The sequence below is a fragment of the Streptomyces sp. H27-D2 genome, from assembly GCF_035828615.1.
GTDB lineage: Bacteria > Actinomycetota > Actinomycetes > Streptomycetales > Streptomycetaceae > Streptomyces.
This window is the reverse complement of record NZ_JAYMZR010000042.1, coordinates 25,056-42,409: the sequence shown is the minus strand read 5'-3', so window position 1 is coordinate 42,409 and position 17,354 is coordinate 25,056. Positions and strand designations below refer to the sequence as shown.

General features: G+C 71.7%; 13 protein-coding genes and 2 pseudogenes. 7 read left to right on the top strand and 8 right to left on the bottom strand.

Annotation, left to right across the window (positions count from 1 at the left end; genetic code table 11):
- Positions 1-60 precede the first annotated feature (60 nt).
- Entirely contained in the window at positions 61-375 is a 315-nt protein-coding gene (locus QMK28_RS17770; protein WP_326439020.1) for a mycothiol transferase, read from the top strand.
- A gap of 210 nt (positions 376-585) precedes the next feature.
- Here QMK28_RS17770 and QMK28_RS17765 read toward each other — a convergent pair whose 3' ends face one another.
- Positions 586-1,254: a hypothetical protein gene (locus tag QMK28_RS17765; RefSeq protein ID WP_326439018.1), complete on the bottom strand. Its 669-nt coding sequence runs from the start codon at positions 1,252-1,254 to the stop codon at positions 586-588.
- A 1,043-nt stretch (positions 1,255-2,297) separates the two neighbouring features.
- On the opposite strand from QMK28_RS17765, the gene QMK28_RS17760 reads away from it, so the two are divergent.
- Positions 2,298-3,260, top strand: a complete 963-nt coding sequence (locus QMK28_RS17760) for a DMT family transporter (RefSeq protein WP_326439016.1) — start codon at positions 2,298-2,300, stop codon at positions 3,258-3,260.
- A 4-nt stretch (positions 3,261-3,264) separates the two neighbouring features.
- Here QMK28_RS17760 and QMK28_RS17755 read toward each other — a convergent pair whose 3' ends face one another.
- The 3 genes and pseudogenes from QMK28_RS17755 to QMK28_RS17745 form a co-directional block, all read right to left on the bottom strand.
- On the bottom strand, positions 3,265-4,479 hold the full coding sequence (locus tag QMK28_RS17755; RefSeq protein ID WP_326439014.1) for an FAD-dependent monooxygenase: 1,215 nt from the start codon (positions 4,477-4,479) through the stop codon (positions 3,265-3,267).
- A gap of 277 nt (positions 4,480-4,756) precedes the next feature.
- The gene (locus tag QMK28_RS17750; protein WP_326439012.1) at positions 4,757-5,722 is read right to left on the bottom strand and encodes a serine hydrolase; all 966 of its coding nucleotides are present in this window, start codon (positions 5,720-5,722) and stop codon (positions 4,757-4,759) included.
- 200 nt (positions 5,723-5,922) lie between these two features.
- A pseudogene (locus tag QMK28_RS17745) lies at positions 5,923-6,033 on the bottom strand (thiamine pyrophosphate-dependent enzyme); the annotation flags it as partial.
- Positions 6,034-6,489: 456 nt separating this feature from the next.
- Between QMK28_RS17745 and QMK28_RS34310 the strand changes: the two are divergent.
- Positions 6,490-7,092, top strand: a pseudogene (locus QMK28_RS34310) (helix-turn-helix domain-containing protein); the annotation flags it as partial.
- Positions 7,093-7,201: 109 nt separating this feature from the next.
- On the opposite strand, the gene speB reads toward QMK28_RS34310, so the two are convergent.
- A complete protein-coding gene (gene speB / locus QMK28_RS17735) occupies positions 7,202-8,167 on the bottom strand; it encodes an agmatinase (protein ID WP_326439010.1) in 966 nt (321 codons plus the stop codon).
- Positions 8,168-8,308: 141 nt separating this feature from the next.
- Here speB and QMK28_RS17730 point away from each other — a divergent pair, with 141 nt between their 5' ends.
- A complete protein-coding gene (locus QMK28_RS17730; RefSeq protein WP_443050755.1) occupies positions 8,309-9,118 on the top strand; it encodes a phosphatase in 810 nt (269 codons plus the stop codon).
- Positions 9,119-9,236: 118 nt separating this feature from the next.
- On the opposite strand, the gene QMK28_RS17725 is transcribed toward QMK28_RS17730, so the two are convergent.
- The 3 genes from QMK28_RS17725 to QMK28_RS17715 form a co-directional block, all read right to left on the bottom strand.
- Positions 9,237-10,121 (bottom strand): acyl-CoA thioesterase, encoded by an 885-nt coding sequence (locus tag QMK28_RS17725; RefSeq protein ID WP_326439006.1) that lies wholly within the window; start codon positions 10,119-10,121, stop codon positions 9,237-9,239.
- 75 nt (positions 10,122-10,196) lie between these two features.
- Positions 10,197-11,354, bottom strand: coding sequence for an acyl-CoA dehydrogenase family protein (locus QMK28_RS17720; protein ID WP_326439004.1), 1,158 nt, complete (start codon positions 11,352-11,354; stop codon positions 10,197-10,199).
- 237 nt (positions 11,355-11,591) lie between these two features.
- The gene (locus tag QMK28_RS17715) at positions 11,592-12,209 is read right to left on the bottom strand and encodes an SACE_7040 family transcriptional regulator (RefSeq protein WP_326439002.1); all 618 of its coding nucleotides are present in this window, start codon (positions 12,207-12,209) and stop codon (positions 11,592-11,594) included.
- Between the two features lie 187 nt (positions 12,210-12,396).
- Between QMK28_RS17715 and QMK28_RS17710 the strand changes: the two genes are divergently transcribed.
- The 3 genes from QMK28_RS17710 to QMK28_RS17700 all read left to right on the top strand — a co-directional run bounded on the left by QMK28_RS17710 (position 12,397) and on the right by QMK28_RS17700 (position 17,353).
- Positions 12,397-14,064 carry a carboxyl transferase domain-containing protein gene (locus QMK28_RS17710; protein ID WP_326439000.1) on the top strand — a complete coding sequence of 556 codons (1,668 nt, stop codon included), beginning with the start codon at positions 12,397-12,399 and terminating at the stop codon, positions 14,062-14,064.
- 164 nt (positions 14,065-14,228) lie between these two features.
- Positions 14,229-16,403, top strand: coding sequence for an acetyl/propionyl/methylcrotonyl-CoA carboxylase subunit alpha (locus tag QMK28_RS17705; RefSeq protein ID WP_326439046.1), 2,175 nt, complete (start codon positions 14,229-14,231; stop codon positions 16,401-16,403).
- Positions 16,400-17,353 (top strand): hydroxymethylglutaryl-CoA lyase, encoded by a 954-nt coding sequence (locus QMK28_RS17700; protein WP_326438997.1) that lies wholly within the window; start codon positions 16,400-16,402, stop codon positions 17,351-17,353. The genes QMK28_RS17705 and QMK28_RS17700 overlap by 4 nt, the downstream gene beginning before the upstream one ends.
- The last annotated feature ends 1 nt before the right edge of the window (position 17,354 follow it).

Here is a 17,354-nt window from a genome sequence, read left to right as displayed (position 1 = left end):
CGCGATGAGCCCGCGCATCACACTAGCGAACTCGGGCGCTCACGGACGAGCATGGAACGCATGAGCGACCAACCCGCACGATGGAGCCGGGCAGCCGTCTACCCCGACATGTGGTCCAACCCGGATGACGGCCCCCGCAACAGCGAAGGAGCTGTCGCCGAGCAGGCCGAGGTCGACGCCGCGTACTCCGCTCTGGCGCGCGAGCAGGCCGCCGCCGACACCGCGCTGGCCGAGCACCCGGATCTGAGCGAGCGTCTGGGGAAGGACGGGATCGCAGCTCGGGAGCTGATGGTGCACAGGATCGAGGGGTACGCCCGTCACTGCGGGCACGCCGACCTGTTGCGCGAGTGCGTCGACGGAAGGGTAGGCCAGTGACGGGGGCCGGGGGTTATATCCGCCACCGGAGGCGCATGCAGCGCAATTGAGTTTCTTTTCGCGCCTCGTTCTCGGTGGGCTTCCCAAGAATTCTCCCGGGAAGCCCACTGTCGATTGAACCGCTATGGGCCGACCGGAATGCCGGCCCACCTCGTAGGAATCGTCGTGATCAGGGACGCCCCACGAGACAGTTGAGCCGGCCGTCTCCGATCAGTTCGGTACGACGACCGCGCCGGCGGATTGTGCGGTGCAGGACTGCAGCTCCTCGGGGGTCAGCTTGCGGGTCTTCATGACGACCGCGTTGTTCTTGCCCTCGGTGCCGTTGGCGGCCGGACCGGTGATGGTGTCCGGCGCGAACCAGAAGTAGTGGCCCAGCTTCTGGTTGTCGTAGTGGGTCTGCCAGGTGCCGGAGACCTTCTGCATGACCTGGGCACGCGAGACCCAGCCCACCTCACCGGGCTGCACCGTCATATTCAGCGCGCTGGACTCGGCGTGGGTGTCCGTCCACGTGTGCTTGTAACTGGCCGTCACGCTCAAGTCGATGATGCCCTTGATGCTGCCGCCCACGCTGACCGAAACACCGGCCTCGTCCGTGGAGCCCACCGTGTCGGTCCAGGTCATGGACTGCGTGGCGGGCGAAGTGGTGCAGTTGTGGAGCGAGTCGGAGACCTGCTTGAAGTCGCCGAGATATGCCGCGTCGAGCACGGGGTCGTTGAAGGTGCACTTCCCGAGGCCGGAGTCGCAGTCAGCGATGATTTCCTCGCGGGGGAGGGACTCCTCGGCAGCGGCGGGCTGAGCCATCGCCCCGATTATCCCGAGCGCGACTGCGCCGAGCGCCAGCGCGCGGCCGCTCTGCCGCATCACACGGTTGTTCCTCATGTTCGTGCCTCTCAACTTGCGCATGGGGGAACAGCGATCGCCAGAGATATGACTGAACGTCATCTGTCTGCCGCCCGAAAGCGCCTGCGATCACTGCCTGTTGAGGATGAGGCTCTCATAGCAATTGACTTGGTTACGCCAATTCCGGGAAAACTTAATGGTTGATATAAAAACAGATTTCAGCGAGCAAGCGGACGCATTTTCACGGCAGTCGGTTGCTTTCTGGGACGGTAATTTCAAAAATTCACCAAGGCCGCCAGAAGGCTGGTTCAAAACTGTTGGAAAACCATGGAATATGTCGCGAGTCCAGTCCCGGACCATACGACCCGGAGTCCCCACAGAACGAGTGGACCGACGAGCGGATTTTATCTTAAGTAGGCTATATTCAGCGTGAGTTGATCCCACATGAGGCTGTCCTCGCGTTCCTGACCGAGTATCGCGCATTCCTCTTCGCCAGCGATTTTCTCCGCAACACAACCGCATGCAATAGGCAGACATCCCCACGCCACCCCAAGTGCTGGCTGCTGCCACAATCGCCGATCCGGGCCCTTTTCGGGGTTGACTCGCGAATACCCACGAGTAACTATATCGCCGCCCGGCCTGATCACCCCCGATTCCGCCTGGAATTCACACCGAACCTGGCATCGCCTGCCATGAGCGCTGTGATCGTGACCGTCGGTCCGGCCGCCGGGCCGGCCTCCTCGGCCGCCGGTGGCGGCGCCGGGCCGTCATCCCAGCCCGCGCGCGCTGCCCGAATCGCCCAAGACGACCGGCGCGCCCAGCGGAAGGTCGCAGAACGGATCTCGCCGCCCGCCAACCGTGTGACCTTCCCTACGACTTGGGCTCCGTCGCGAACCGTCCCGGCACTCCCGGCGGGAAACCGCCAGAGCACCCGGCCGCGATCGGCCCACCCTCACGACCGAGCACATGATGGGATGCGGCGGTGGAGCACCGGCCCCGGCCGTGCCCTCATCGCTCATCGCAGCCGCGAGAAGAGAGACTCAGCCTTGCTCAGGTTCAGAAGACAATCGCCTGCCGGGCTGGTGGACATACTGCTGCTCCTGGTGGCGGCAGCGTGGGGTTCCACTTATCTGGCCGCGAAGGAACTCGTCACGCCCTCCACCGTGATCGCCGTCCTGGCGCTCCGCTTCCTGCTCACGGCGGTGGCGATGCTGCCGGTTTGCGTCCGCAGGCTGAAGAGCGCCACGCGGAACGAAGTCCTCACGGGAATGCTCCTCGGCGTCATCCTGGCGGTGATCCTGCTCTTGGAGACGTTCGGGATCGCCCACACCAGTGCGACGAACGCCGGACTCATCATCAGTCTCACGATCGTGATGACACCGCTCCTGGACAGCGCCGTCAGTCGTTCCTGGCTCCCGCCGCACTTCTTCGTCGCGGCGGTCATAGCAGTCGTCGGCGTCAGCCTTCTGGCGTCCGGTTCCGGCTTTCGTCCCCCGTCCGCAGGGGACTGGCTCGTCCTCGCCGCCGCCGCGGTGCGCGCCGTGCACGTCACGGTGATGCACCGGATGTCCGCCCGGAAGCAGTACGACACCCTCAACCTCACCTACGTCCAAATGGCGACAGCGGCAGTGCTGTTCTGCCTGGCCGGCCCGCTGGCCGGCGACTCCGTAGGGGCCCTGGCACCCCGGCTCGGGCCCGGGCAGTGGGCGATCCTGCTCTACCTCGCGCTGATCGGCACCGTCTTCGCCTTCTTCGTCCAGATGTGGGCGGTCCGCACGACCTCGCCGTCCCGGGTCAGTCTGCTGCTGGGGACCGAGCCCATCTGGGCACTCCTCGTGGGCATCCTGCTGGGCGGCGACCGCCTGGGAGCGTACGGGGCCGCGGGCGCGGCGCTGGTCCTCGTAGGCGCTGGATGGGGCCAGCGCATCGAGCGTCAACACCGGGAACACTCGAACCACGACAGCCCTGACGGCCCCGCCGCCCAGGACGCCGACAGCCCCGAGCAGCGGGGCGCGGCAGCGGTCGGCAGCGGTTCGGGACCGTGAGCGGCTACCCGCGCGGAGCCCGCGAGCGGGCGTGCAGGGTCCGCGCGACCCTCGGGCCCAGCCAGCGCTTGAGCTTGCGCAGCGCCTCCAGTTGCTCGGCCGCCCTGTCGAGCCGGTAGTACAGCTGCGGCGGGACGTGCGGCAGCAGCGGGGAGTGCCGCTGGCCGAGCAGCGCGAACATCTGCGGCGGCGCGAGGCGGACGTAGCGCGGGAGGTTCTCGTACCACTGGGCGCTGTAGCGGGCCGCGCTCTGGACGGGGAGCAGGGCGGAGCGCCGCTCCCGCTCGTAGGCGGCGAACGCGGGCCGGAGGTCCGCGCTCCCGCGCAGCGCGCCGGCCAGCGCGATGGCGTCCTCCAGCGCGAGTGTGGTGCCCGCGCCGATCGAGTAGTGCGTGGCGTGCGCGGCGTCGCCGAGCAGGACGAGGTTGCCGCGGTGCCACGTCCTGTTCGTCAGGGTGCGGAAGTTCAGCCACTGCGCGCTGCCGTCGGCGTGCGCCCGGCCGATCAGCCGGTGCCCGTCCAGCGGCTCGGCGAAGAGCTCCTCCAGCCGGTCCAGGCTGTCGGCCTCGCTCGCCCGGTCGAACCCGAGGCCGGTCCAGGTCTCCGTCGAACACTCGACGATGAAGGTGCTCTGCTCCGCGCTGAACCCGTACGCGTAGCACCAGATCCAGCCGTGCGCGGTCTCCACGAAGGCGAAGGTGAAGGAGTCGAAGACCTTGGTGGTGCCGAGCCAGATGTAGATGTTCCGCCCGACCGCGGCCTCGGTGCCGAAGTGGTCGGCGTGCCGCTCGCGCAGCGCGCTGTTGACGCCGTCGCCTGCGACGAGCAGGTCGGCCTCCGGCAGCTCGGCCCCGCCGCCGACCTCGTGCTCGTATTCCAGGCGTACGCCGAGGGATTCGGCCCGCGCGGCGAGGATGTCGAGCAGTCGGCGACGGCTGATGCCGAAGCCCTCGTCGCCGTGGTGCTTCGTCGTGCGGTCGCGGATGTGCGCGACCCCGTCGCTCCAGCGGACCGACTTCTCACTGATGGCGAGCGCGGACTCGGGGTCGTTGGCGTGCAGCTTCTCGATGAGGCCGCCCCAGTAGGTCACGCCCCAGCCGTACGTCGACCCGGCCGGGTTCCGCTCGTAGACGGTGATCTCGTGGGACGGGTCCTGCCGCTTCATCAGGATCGAGAAGTACAGGCCGGCGGGCCCGCCGCCGACGCAGGCGACCTTCACGGGCGCTCCCATTTGTTACGAAAAGGGATGTTTCCGCGACGAACGGTAGCAGTGGGGGTGCCTGGTCGGCGGGATCTCCTCGTGTGGTGACCGCGATGGTCGACGTGTCCGCCGGTGGACTGGTGTCCTCAATCTCCCCCAGACTTCGTCCGGTAGGTGCCCCCACGGGCTGAATTTTCAGCCCTCCTCCAGCCTTCGGCCGGGAGGTGCCTCCAGGCGTTTGCGGACAGCGCAGCCCGAAGGGACGTGTACCGCCGAGAACCTGCCGGTCACGGCACTACCGCACGCCCGCCGGCAGTGCCGGAGTCGCCTCGCTCGGGTTGCTTGTCGGCACATACGCCGCGCGAGCGCTCGCCGCCGCCGGGTTGAGGTCGCGGTGGACGGCTCGGGCGACGGCCTGGATGGTCGCGACGCCCGCGTTCATCGTCCGGTTGTCCTGGGTGAGGACGGTGATCCCGTAATCGTGGCCGTGGCCGGTGAACGCGCCGATGCTGTGCACGCGCCAGCCGTGCGTGGAGCGCGAGAGCCAGCCGTTCTTGACGTGGAAGGTCGCGGAGCGGGGCGCGCCGGCCGGGGTGCCCCAGCGCTGGGAGGTGACGACGCGGTGCATCAGGTCGAGGGCGTAGGCGCGCGCCTTCTTGCTGAGGACGGTGTTCTCCGAGGTCAGCAGCTTGAGGAGCTTCTGCTCGTCGCGGGCGGTGATCCGGGTCAGCCCCCAGTAGCCGTCCCGGCCCGGCACCGTCTGCGTCATCCCGGCGAGGGTCAGGAACTTCTTGATGCGGGTGACGCCGAGCTGTCTCCACAGCTTGCTGGTCGCCGCGTTGTCCGACTTGGTGATCATGGCCTTGGCCAGCGACGCTTCCTGCGTCGTCAGGTGCCGGCCGGACCGCTTCACGTGCCACAGCAGGGTCGCTAGGACGGTGGCCTTGACCACGCTCGCGGAGTCGAACTTCTGCGTCGCCCGCAGCGTGCAACTCGTTTTCGTCTTGCGGTCGTAGAGGGATACGGCCGTCGTCGCGGGCCGGCCGCGCAGCGCCGTGGTGATGTCCTTGGCCAGTTTGACCGCGAGTTCCGGCTTGGCCGACGTGCAGACCGTCCTCGGCGTCGCGGCCTCGGCGGGACCGGCGCCGGCTCCGGCGAGGAGCGGCAGGAGCACACCTGCGGCGACGGCGGCGGACAGCGCGCGCCGGGGGCCGGGTATTCGCAGGACTTGGCGGGCGCGGCTGACTCGGCGTTGCTTCATGAGGCTCTGTCTCCAGGTCGGACGTGTGGGTGGCGCGGGTGGCGCGGGTGTTCGAGACGCGCGCCCCAGAAGACTCACCAGTGGTAGTGGAAGGTTGTACGCCGCCCGGCACCGGCTCTTCCCGGGTCGGACGGCGGACGGGCGGCGGACGGACGCCGGACCGGACTGCGGACCAGCCCGGGCCGGGCCGGTCCGCTGTCGCCGAGGTGGGTCGGCGCGAACATCCGCAGGTGCGCCGGGAGGACGACCACCGACGGGCCCGGCGCGGCCAGCGCGGCGGCCAGGTCCTCGCGCAGCCGCTCCGGCGTCGTCAGGCCGCCGTACTCCTGCCCCTGCTGACCGGCCCCCACCGGGGCGCGGGCGACGCGGCGCGCTCGGCCGCGCTGGTACGGCTGCTGCTGGGCGGCAGCCCGGGGGACGCGGCGCGGCTGCTGGAGCCGGTACGGGATGCCGCGGAGCGGAGCGGGACACGGGAGGCCGGCGGGCCTGCCAGGACGGCGGAGCCGGCCCGGGCGAACGGGGCGAGCGAGGCGCTCGTGCCCGAGGAGAAGCCCGCGGAAAAGTCTGAGGAAAAGAACGCGCCGGGAGCGACGCCGGAGGAACCGGCTGAGCCGGGCGCGGCCCGCTGGACCGTCGTCCACGCGAGACGCCGGGGCGGAGCGGGCCGTGGCGGAGCGGCGGGGGCCGGGGGCGGCGGCGGTACGGCTGCCTCCGGAACCGGGACGGGGGGCTCAGCCGGAGCCCGATCCGGGGCCGGGGCTGGTGCAGCGCCCGCCCCCACCGACCCGCTGGCCGCCGCGACCCTGGCTGCGACGCTGGGCACCGCCCTGGTGGACCCGGGCGAGGCTCTCAGCCCGCAGTCGATCCCCGCCTCCGCGCCGGACCCCGCCCCCGTACTGCGGGCTGTCGTCCCCGCCGACCGCGAGGTCACCGCTCACGTCGGGTGGACCCTGGGCGTGAGCGCCCCGGCGCGCGCCGAGGACCTGCGCGCCGCCGACGCGGAAGCCGCGGGCGCGCTGCGCCGGGCGACCGCGAACCGCGACGCGCTGGCCCGGCACCACGACACGGCGCAGCCGGGCGGCTTCGCGTCCCTGGTCTCCCCCGCCGAGGCGACGGCCCTGGCCCGCGCCCGGCTCGCCCCGATCGCGGACAACCCCGCCCTGCTGGAGACGCTCCGCAGCTGGCTCTCCCTGCACGGCAGTTGGGACCGCACGGCGGTCGCGCTCGACGTGCACCGCAATACGGTCCGTCAGCGGATCGCCCGTACGGGCGCGCTGCTGGACACGGACCTGCACGATCCGGATGTCCGGATGGACCTCTGGTTCGCGTTGCGGTTCGCGGCGGTGGAGTTTGACCAGCCCGCCCAGTGACGGAGCGTCCTCAATCTCCCCCAGACTTCGTCCGGGGGTGCCCCCAACGGGCTAAATTTAGCCCGTCCGGCGCTTGAGGACACGGGCACGGGCCCCGGCCGCCGCGAGGCTACTTCCGCGCCGCCGCGATCTGCCGCGACATGATCGTCGTCAGCTCGTACGCCGTGTGCGACGCCGCCACCGACGTGATCTCCGCGTGGTCGTACGCCGGGGCGACCTCGACCAGGTCGGCCGAGACGAGGTGGCAGTCGGAGAGCCCGCGCAGGATCTCCAGCAGCTCGCGGGAGGTCAGGCCGCCCGCCTCGGGCGTGCCCGTGCCGGGGGCGTGGGCCGGGTCGAGGACGTCGATGTCGATGGAGATGTAGAGCGGACGGTCGCCGATGCGCTGGCGGAGCTGGTCGGCCACCTCGTCCACGCCGCGACGCATGACGTCCGCCGAGGTGACGATGCCGAAGCCCATCTTCTCGTCGTCGTCCAGGTCCTTACGGCCGTACAGCGGGCCGCGCGTGCCGACGTGCGAGAGGGCCTCGGTGTCGAGGATGCCCTCCTCGACGGCGCGCCGGAACGGGGTGCCGTGGGTGTACTCGGCCCCGAAGTAGGTGTCCCAGGTGTCGAGGTGCGCGTCGAAGTGCAGCAGCGCGACCGGGCCGTGCTTGCGGGCCACCGAGCGCAGCAGCGGCAGCGCGATGGTGTGGTCGCCGCCGAGGGTCATCAGGCGGGCGCCGGTGTCGAGGAGGTCGTCGGCCGCGGCCTGGATCGTCTCGACGGCCTCGTTGATGTCGAACGGGTTCGCGGCGATGTCGCCGGCGTCGGCGACCTGCGCGAGCGCGAAGGGAGAGGCGTCCTGCGCCGGGTTGTACGGGCGCAGCAGTCGGGACGCCTCGCGGATGGCGTTGCCGCCGAAGCGGGCGCCCGGGCGGTAGGAGACGCCGCTGTCGAACGGCACACCGACCACGGCGACATCGGCGGTGCCGACCTCGTCGAGCCGCGGCAGCCGCGCGAAGGTGGCGGGTCCGGCGTACCGGGGGACGCGGGACGAGTCGACGGGGCCACGGGGTGTTGCGCGGGTGCTCATGCGGCTGCTGCCTCTCGGCGGTTTTGGGTCAGGGGTCCTCCCCGAGCGTAGGCAGAGCAACGGAATCCGCACATGTACGTTTCCGAAGGGCGGCCCCCGCTATTTGGACACGACGTCCAGCAAGCGTCGTCACGGGCCACAATGGACGGCATGCCGATACTCAGCTCCGCCCCCAGCCGTGCCGAACTGATCGACCATCTCGTCCGAACGCGCATCGCGGGCGACGTTGCCACTCCCCGGGACAACAACCTGTCCCATTACCGCAAGCTCGCGAACGGGGACCGCCACTACTGGCTGGGCCTGGAGCTGGGCGACCGCTGGACCGATGAGCAGGACGTGCTGGCGGTCATGGCGGAGCGCTGCGGCGTCGTCGACGACCCGGAGCACCGGGCCGGCCAGGACACCATCGACCCGGAACTGACGGTCGACGCCCTGGACCGGATGGCCGTGGTGCTGCGCAAGGCGGCCGAGGGCAAGCAGCGGGTGCTGTTCGCCACCGGTCACCCGGGGGGTCTGCTGGACGTGCACCGGAGCACCGCCTCCGCGCTGCGTGCCGCGGGTTGCGAGATCGTCGTCATCCCCAGCGGTCTCCAGGCCGACGAGGGTTACGTCTTCCAGTTCTGCGACATCGCGGTGCTGGAGCGGGGCGCGACGCTGTGGCACACCCACTCCCCCGAGCCGATGGCCGCGATCCTGGACGGCCTCGCCCGCGAGGGCCGGCCGCTGCCCGACCTGGTGATCGCCGACCACGGCTGGGCGGGCTGCGCGGGCCAGCGCGGCATCGACTCGATCGGTTACGCGGACAGCAACGACCCGGCGCTCTTCCTCGGCGAGGCGGAGGGCACTCTCACGGTCACCGTCCCGCTGGACGACCACGTGGTGGACCCGCGTTTCTACGACCCGATGACCGCCTACCTGCTGGCCGCCGCCGGACTCACGCCCCAGCCCTGAACCCGGCGCACCGCCCGGACGCCCCGCGCCCGGACCACGTACACGAGCCGCACGCCGCTCGGGACGGCCGCGAGGCCGTCCCGGACCCAAGAGCCGTATCCGCCGACTGCCGCCTCCGCTAGGAGCGCGGCACCCGGACCACACCCTCCTGGATCACCGAGACGGCGAGCCGCCCGTCGGCGGTGAAGATCCGCCCCTTGCCGAGCCCACGGCCGCCGGAGGCGGAGGGGCTCTCCTGGTCGTACAGCAGCCATTCGTCGGCGCGGAAGGGCCGGTGGAACCACATCGCGTGGTCCAGGCTCGCGCCGACCACGTCCCCAGTGGCCCAGCCGCCGCGCCCGTGGGCGAGCAGCACCGAGTCGAGCAGTGTCATGTCCGAGACGTAGGTGACCAGGCAGATGTGCAGCAGCGGCTGGTCGATGGCCCCGTCCAGCTTGCCCCGGGTGCGGAACCACACCTGCGACTTGGGTTCGCGCGGCTCTCCGACGGAGCCGAACGGCGGCTCGTCGACGTAGCGCAGATCGACCGCCGCGCGCGCCTCCAGCAGCCGCTCGGCGACGCCGGGGTCGAGGAAGCGGTGCGCGTAGCGGGGCAGCATCTCCTCGGCGGTCGGCAGCGTCAGCGGGTCGGGCGCGGCCGGCATCGGCTCCTGGTGCTCCAGCCCCTCCTCGTACGTCTGGAAGGACGCGGAGAGGTGGAAGACCGGCTGCCCGTGCTGGACGGCGACCACCCGGCGGGTCGTGAAGGACCGGCCGTCGCGGATGCGGTCCACGGTGTAGACGATCGGCGCGCCGGCGTCGCCGGGGCGCAGGAAGTAGGCGTGCAGCGAGTGCGGCGTCCGGTCGCCGGGCACCGTACGGCCGGCCGCGACCAGCGCCTGTGCCGCTACCTGGCCGCCGAAGACGCGCGGCACGACGGAAGGGCGGCTGGTGCCGCGGAAGATGTCCTCCTCGATCCGTTCGAGGTCGAGCAGATCGAGGAGGGACTGCAGCGCGTCGTTCATACGTGGGCTTCGTTCACTTTCGCGGTCCTCTGCGGACCCATCGACTCTCTACACACCCATCGACCTGGCGATGGACTACAGACCCATCGACTTGGCGATGATGGAGCGCATGACCTCGCTGGTGCCGCCGTAGATGCGGTTGACGCGGTTGTCCGCGTACAGGCGCGCGATCGGGTACTCCATCATGTAGCCGTAGCCGCCGTGCAGCTGGAGGCACTTGTCGATGACGCGTGAGGCCACTTCGGTGCAGAAGAGCTTGGCGGAGGCCGCGTCGGCGCCGCTCAGCTCGCCGGCGTCGAGCGCGTCCAGCGCCCGGTCGACGACGGCCTGGGCCGCGTCCACCTCGGCCTTGCAGTCGGCGAGCACGAACTTGGTGTTCTGGAACTCGGCGACCGTCTTGCCGAAGACGGTCCGCTCCTTGACGTACTCGGTGGCGAACCGCACGGCCGCGGCAGCCTGGGCGTACGCGCCGACCGCGATGCCCAGCCGCTCCTGCGGGAGGTTGTGCGCGAGGTAGCCGAACGCCTTGCCCTCCTCGCCGAGCAGGTCCCCGACCGGCACCTTGACGTCGCTGAACGACAGCTCGGCCGTGTCGGAGGTCTTGAGGCCGATCTTCTCCAGCTTGCGGCCGACCGCGTAGCCCGCGCTCTTGGTGTCCACGACGAGGATGGAGATGCCGCCGCGGCGGTCCTCGGCGGTGGGCGGGGCGGTGCGGCAGCAGACCAGCACCCGGTCGGCGAGCACGCCGCCGGTGATGAAGGTCTTCGCGCCGTTGAGGACGTAGTGCGTGCCGTCCTCGGACAGCTTCGCGGTGGTCTTCATGCCGGCCAGGTCGGAGCCGGTGCCGGGCTCGGTCATGGCGATGGCGGTCATCATGTCGCCGGATACGAAGGCCGGCAGCCAGCGCTTCTTCTGCTCGTCGTCTGCGTACTCCATCAGGTACGGAAGACAGAGCCCGGTGTGCACCCCGCTGCCGCCGAAGCTGACGCCGGCCCGCGCGCACTCCTCGGCGATGACCGCGTTGAACTTGAAGCTGGTCTCGCCCGCGCCGCCGAACTCCTCGGGCACCTCGATGCCGAAGATGCCCAGCTCGCCGAGCTTCTTGTAGAACTCGCGGGGGGCCTGCCCGGCAGCCGTCCACTCGTCGTAGACGGGCGACACCTCGGCCGCGATGAAGTCCCGGATCGTCTCCCGGAAGGCCTCGTGGTCCTCGTTGAACACCGTACGGCGCACTGACGCCTCCTCTGAGAGATCCCCCGCCTAAGCGCTTGCTCAGCGAAGTTACCCGGCGGTTGGCCGAACTGTCCAGAGGTTGCCCCAGGCTCCCGAGTCCGGCTCGGGCGGCGGACGGCTCGGGCTCGGGCAGCGGACGGCTCGGGCTCAGGGGACGAAGGGGCCCAGCTCAGGCCCCGGACGGGCCGCGTCCCGCGCGTCGGGCAGTCACGCCCCGGACGCCGGACGGGCCCCGCCTCAGCCCTCCGACAGCGCGTTCAGCGCCCCGTGCGCGAGCCGGCGCAGCAGCGCGGCGGTCCCGGCCCTGCCCGGCAGCGCGCCGGGCCGGCTCAGGTGCGGGGTCGAGTTGAGCAGCCCGAATACGGCGTGCACGGCGGCCCGCACCTCCGCCTCGGCGACCCGCGGGTACAGCTCGCGGACCACCTCGACCCACAGCTCGACGTACTGCCGCTGCAACTGGCGCACCAGCTTGCGGTCGCTGTCCCGCAGCCGGTCCAGCTCGCGGTCGTGCAGCGTGATGAGCGGCCGGTCGTCGAGGGCGAAGTCGATATGGCCGTCGATCAGCGATTCGAGTACGGCCCCCGGCGGCCCCGACGCCTCGGCGACCCGCCGCTTGCCGCCCGCGAGCAGCCGGCCGCTGATCCCGACCAGCAGTTCGGCGAGCATCGCGTCCTTGCCCGCGAAGTGGCGGTAGAGGCCGGGGCCGCTGATCCCCACCGCGGCGCCTATCTCGTCGACGCCCACGCCGTGGAAACCGCGCTCGGCGAAGAGCCTCGCGGCCTCCTTGAGGATCTGCTCGCGACGGGTCGGGGCCGGGACTCTCGCGGCGGGCGCCGGTGCGTTCTGCGGGCTCATGAAATTGATTCTAGACAACCGCGTTAGTGGTCGTTAACCTGAACGCAGGACGTTAACGCTCATTAACCGGCTTGCGCGCCGGCTCATGGGCCGCCCGAGCGGCGTGGGGCGGCATGCAGCGGCGCTGAGCGGCGACCGGGCGTTACGAAGTGGCATCGAGCACATCGAGCAAGGGGGTGCGACCCGCATGGAGCAGGCAGCAGCGCTGGCGAGCGCGGCGAGCGCCGGGAGCGGCCCCGCGCCGGGGCCGGAGGGCGACCAGGCAGGCGACGCCCGGCAGGCTAACGAGGCCGCGCACCGCGAGCTGACGGCGGCTCTGCGCGAGAAGCTCGCCGCGGCCCGGCTCGGCGGCGGCGAGAAGGCCCGCGTGCGGCACACAGGCCGCGGCAAACTGCTCCCCCGTGACCGGGTGGACGCGCTGCTGGACCCGGGTTCGCCCTTCCTGGAGCTGTCGCCGCTCGCCGCCGAGGGGATGTACGGCGGGCAGGCCCCCGCGGCCGGTGTGATCACCGGCATCGGGCGGGTCTCCGGCCGCGAAGTGGTGATCGTCGCCAACGACGCCACCGTCAAGGGCGGCACGTACTACCCGATGACCGTCAAGAAGCACCTGCGCGCCCAGGAGATCGCCCTGGAGAACCGGCTCCCCTGCCTGTATCTGGTGGACTCCGGCGGCGCCTTTCTGCCGATGCAGGACGAGGTCTTCCCCGACCGCGAGCACTTCGGGCGGATCTTCTACAACCAGGCCCGGATGTCCGGCGCCGGGATTCCGCAGATCGCGGCCGTGCTCGGGTCCTGCACGGCGGGCGGCGCGTACGTCCCGGCGATGAGCGACGAAGCCGTCATCGTCCGCGAGCAGGGCACGATCTTCCTCGGCGGCCCGCCGCTGGTGAAGGCCGCCACGGGCGAGGTCGTCACCGCCGAGGAGCTGGGCGGCGGCGATGTGCACTCCCGCGTCTCCGGCGTCACCGACCACCTCGCCGAGGACGACGCGCACGCCCTGCGGATCGTGCGCACCATCGTCTCCACCCTCGGCGACCGCGGCGAACTCCCCTGGTCCGTCGAGCCCGTCGAGGAGCCCGCGGCCGACCCCGCCGGGCTGTACGGGGCGGTCCCGGTCGACTCCCGGACTCCCTACGACGTGCGCGAGGTCATCTCGCGGGTCGTCGACGGCTCGCACTTCGCCGAGTTCAAGGCCGAGTTCGGCCAGACGCTGGTCACCGGCTTCGCCCGGATCCACGGCCACCCGGTCGGCATCATCGCCAACAACGGCATCCTGTTCTCCGAATCCGCCCAGAAGGGCGCGCACTTCATCGAGCTGTGCGACCAGCGCGGCATCCCGCTGCTCTTCCTGCAGAACATCTCCGGCTTCATGGTCGGCCAGAAATACGAGGCCGGCGGCATCGCCAAGCACGGCGCGAAGATGGTCACCGCGGTGGCCTGCGCGCGGGTGCCGAAACTGACCGTGGTCATCGGCGGGTCGTACGGCGCGGGCAACTACTCGATGTGCGGCCGGGCGTACTCACCGCGCTTCCTGTGGATGTGGCCGAACGCCAAGATCTCCGTGATGGGCGGCGAGCAGGCGGCGGCGGTGCTGGCGACCGTCAAACGCGACCAGTCGGAGGGCCGCGGCGAGCAGTGGAGCAGCGCCGACGAGGACGCCTTCCGGGCCCCCATCCGCGAGCAGTACGAATCCCAGGGCAACGCCTACTACGCGACGGCGCGGCTGTGGGACGACGGCGTCATCGACCCGATGGAGACGCGCACGGTGCTGGGCCTCGCGCTCACCGCGTGCGCCAACGCGCCGTTGCCCCACAAGGATCCGGCGGCGCCCGGCTACGGCGTCTTCCGGATGTGAGCGGCGCCGTGACCGAGCCAGACGTGACCGAGCGAGACGTGCCCGAGCCGGACGCGGGCGGGCGAGACGTGACCGTGCATGACATCACTTCGCGAGCCGCGACCGTGGGAGCCGGGACCTTGAGAGCTGCGACCGTGGGAAGCGTGACCTTGAAAGACGTGACGATGTTCGACACAGTGCTCGTCGCCAACCGGGGCGAGATCGCGGTCCGGGTCATCCGCACCCTGCGCGAGCTGGGCGTGCGCTCCGTCGCCGTGTTCAGCGACGCGGACGCCGACGCCCGCCATGTCCGGGAGGCGGACACCGCCGTGCGCATCGGCCCGGCCGCCGCCGCCGAGAGCTACCTCTCCATCGACCGGCTGCTGGAGGCCGCCGCCCGCACCGGCGCGCAGGCCGTGCACCCCGGCTACGGCTTCCTCGCCGAGAACGCCGGCTTCGCCCGCGCCTGCGCGGCGGCCGGCCTCGCCTTCATCGGCCCGCCCGCCGGGGCGATCGAGCTGATGGGCGACAAGATCCGCGCCAAGGAGCGGGTGCGGGCCGCCGGCGTCCCGGTGGTGCCTGGCTCCTCCGGCAGCGGGCTCACCGACGCCCAACTCATCGCCGCGGCCGAGGAGATCGGTACGCCCGTGCTGCTCAAGCCGTCCGCCGGCGGCGGCGGCAAGGGCATGCGGCTGGTGCACGACACCGCGCTGCTCGCCGAGGAGATCGCCGCCGCCCGGCGCGAGGCGCGCGGCTCCTTCGGCGACGACACCCTGCTCGTCGAGCGCTGGATCGACCGCCCCCGGCACATCGAGATCCAGGTGCTCGCCGACGGCCACGGCCACGTCGTGCACCTCGGCGAGCGCGAGTGCTCGCTCCAGCGCCGCCACCAGAAGATCATCGAGGAGGCGCCCTCCCCGCTGCTCGACGAGGCCACCCGCGCCTCGATGGGCGAGGCCGCGGTGCAGGCCGCCCGCGCCTGCGGCTACACCGGCGCGGGCACCGTGGAGTTCATCGTCCCGGGCAACGACCCGGCCGCGTACTACTTCATGGAGATGAACACCCGCCTCCAGGTCGAGCACCCGGTCACCGAGCTGATCACCGGCCTGGACCTGGTCGAGTGGCAGCTCAGGGTCGCCGCGGGCGAGCCGCTCCCGTACGCCCAGGCCGACATCACCCTCACCGGCCACGCCGTGGAGGCCCGTATCTGCGCCGAGACCGCCCGCGCGGCCGGCGACCACGTCGACTTCCTGCCCTCCGCCGGCACGGTGCGCGCGCTGCGCGAACCTTCGGGCGCCGGCGTCCGCGTCGACTCGGGCCTCGCCGAGGGCACCGAGGTCGGGACGACCTACGACCCGATGCTCGCCAAGGTGATCGCCTACGGCCCCGACCGCGCGACCGCGCTGCGCCGGCTGCGCGCCGCGCTCGCCGAGAACACCGTCCTGGGCGTGGACACCAACACCGGCTTCCTGCGCCGCCTGCTCGCCCACCCGGCCGTCGTCTCCGGCGAGCTGGACACAGGCCTGGTCGACCGCGACGCGCACACCCTGATCCCGGCCGCCGTCCCGCCCGCCGTATACGCGACCGCCGCGCTGCTGCGCCAGGCCGCGCTGCAGCCCGCCGGCGGGCAGGCCCCGGCGTCCGCCGCCCGTGCCGCGCCCCGCTCGGGGCCCGCCGGCTGGGCCGACCCCTTCGCCGCGGCGGACGGCTGGCGGCTCGGCGGCGAGGCCGCCTGGAGCGTGCACCACGTACGGGTGCCCGGCCAGGAGCCGGTGACGGTACGGGTGCGCGGCCGGGCGACCGGCGGCCAGGGCGCGGAGGTCCGCATCGGCGACGCCGAGGCGGTACCGGCCCGGCTCTCGCTCACCGGCGGCGCGAGAGCGACCGGGAGCCCGGCGGCCGACGCGAGCGGCGTCCGGACCGTCCTGCTGGAGTGGGAGGGCGTGACGCACCCCTTCACCCACGCCCCCGACGGCGCGGGCCACTGGCTCGGCCTGGACGGCGACACCTGGCATGTACAGGATCACGACCCGGTGGAGGCCGCGCTGCGCGGCGCGGGCGCGGCCGGCGGCGTGGACGCGCTCACCGCGCCGATGCCCGGCACGGTCACCGTCGTCAAGGCGGCTGTCGGCGACGTGGTGCGGGCCGGCCAGAGCCTGCTGGTCGTCGAGGCGATGAAGATGGAGCATGTCATCGCCGCCCCGCACGACGGCACCGTCACCGAGCTGGACGTCTCCCCCGGCAGCACGGTCGCCATGGACCAGGTGCTCGCCGTCGTCACACCCGCCGTCGCGCCCGCCGACACCGCGCCCGCCGACACCGCAGCCGCCGTCCCCGCCGTCCCCCGGGAGGACGCATGACCGACAGCCCGCTGGACCTGAACCTGCCGATGGCCGTCCCGGCCCCCGGTCTGCCCGCGCGCGTGCGCATCCATGAGGTGGGCGCCCGCGACGGGCTGCAGAACGAGAAGACGGTCGTGCCGGTCGAGGTGAAGGCCGAGTTCATCCACCGGCTCGCCGCCGCCGGGCTCGGCACGATCGAGGCGACCAGCTTCGTGCACCCCAAATGGGTGCCCCAGCTCGCCGACGCCGAAGCGCTGATGCCGCTGCTCGCCGACCTCGACGTACGGCTGCCCGTGCTGGTGCCCAACGAGCGCGGTCTCGACCGGGCGCTCGCGCTCGGCGTGCGCGAGATCGCCGTCTTCGGCAGCGCCACCGAATCCTTCGCCAAGGCCAACCTCAACCGGACCGTGGACGAGGCGCTCGCCATGTTCGCGCCGGTCGTCGGCAAGGCCGCCGCCGCGAACGTCCCGGTGCGCGGCTATCTGTCCATGTGCTTCGGCGACCCGTGGGAGGGGCCCGTCCCCATCCCGCAGGTGGTCAGAGTCTGCCGGGCGCTGATCGACCTGGGCTGCGACGAGCTGAGCCTCGGCGACACCATCGGCGTCGCCACCCCCGGCCAGGTCGGCACGCTGCTGACCGCGCTCGGGGAGGCGGGCATCGGAGCCGACCGGCTCGCCGTGCACTTCCACGACACCTACGGCCAGGCCCTGTCCAACACCCTGGCCGCGCTCCAGCACGGCATCCGCACGGTCGACTCCTCCGCGGGCGGCCTCGGCGGCTGCCCGTACGCGAAGAGCGCCACCGGCAACCTCGCCACCGAGGACCTGGTGTGGATGCTCCATGGCCTCGGCATCGAGACCGGAGTCGACCTCGGCCTGCTCACCGCCACCAGCGTCTGGATGGCCGGCCGGCTGGGCCGCCCCAGCCCCTCCCGCACCGTACGCGCGCTGTCCCACGAGGAGTCCTAGT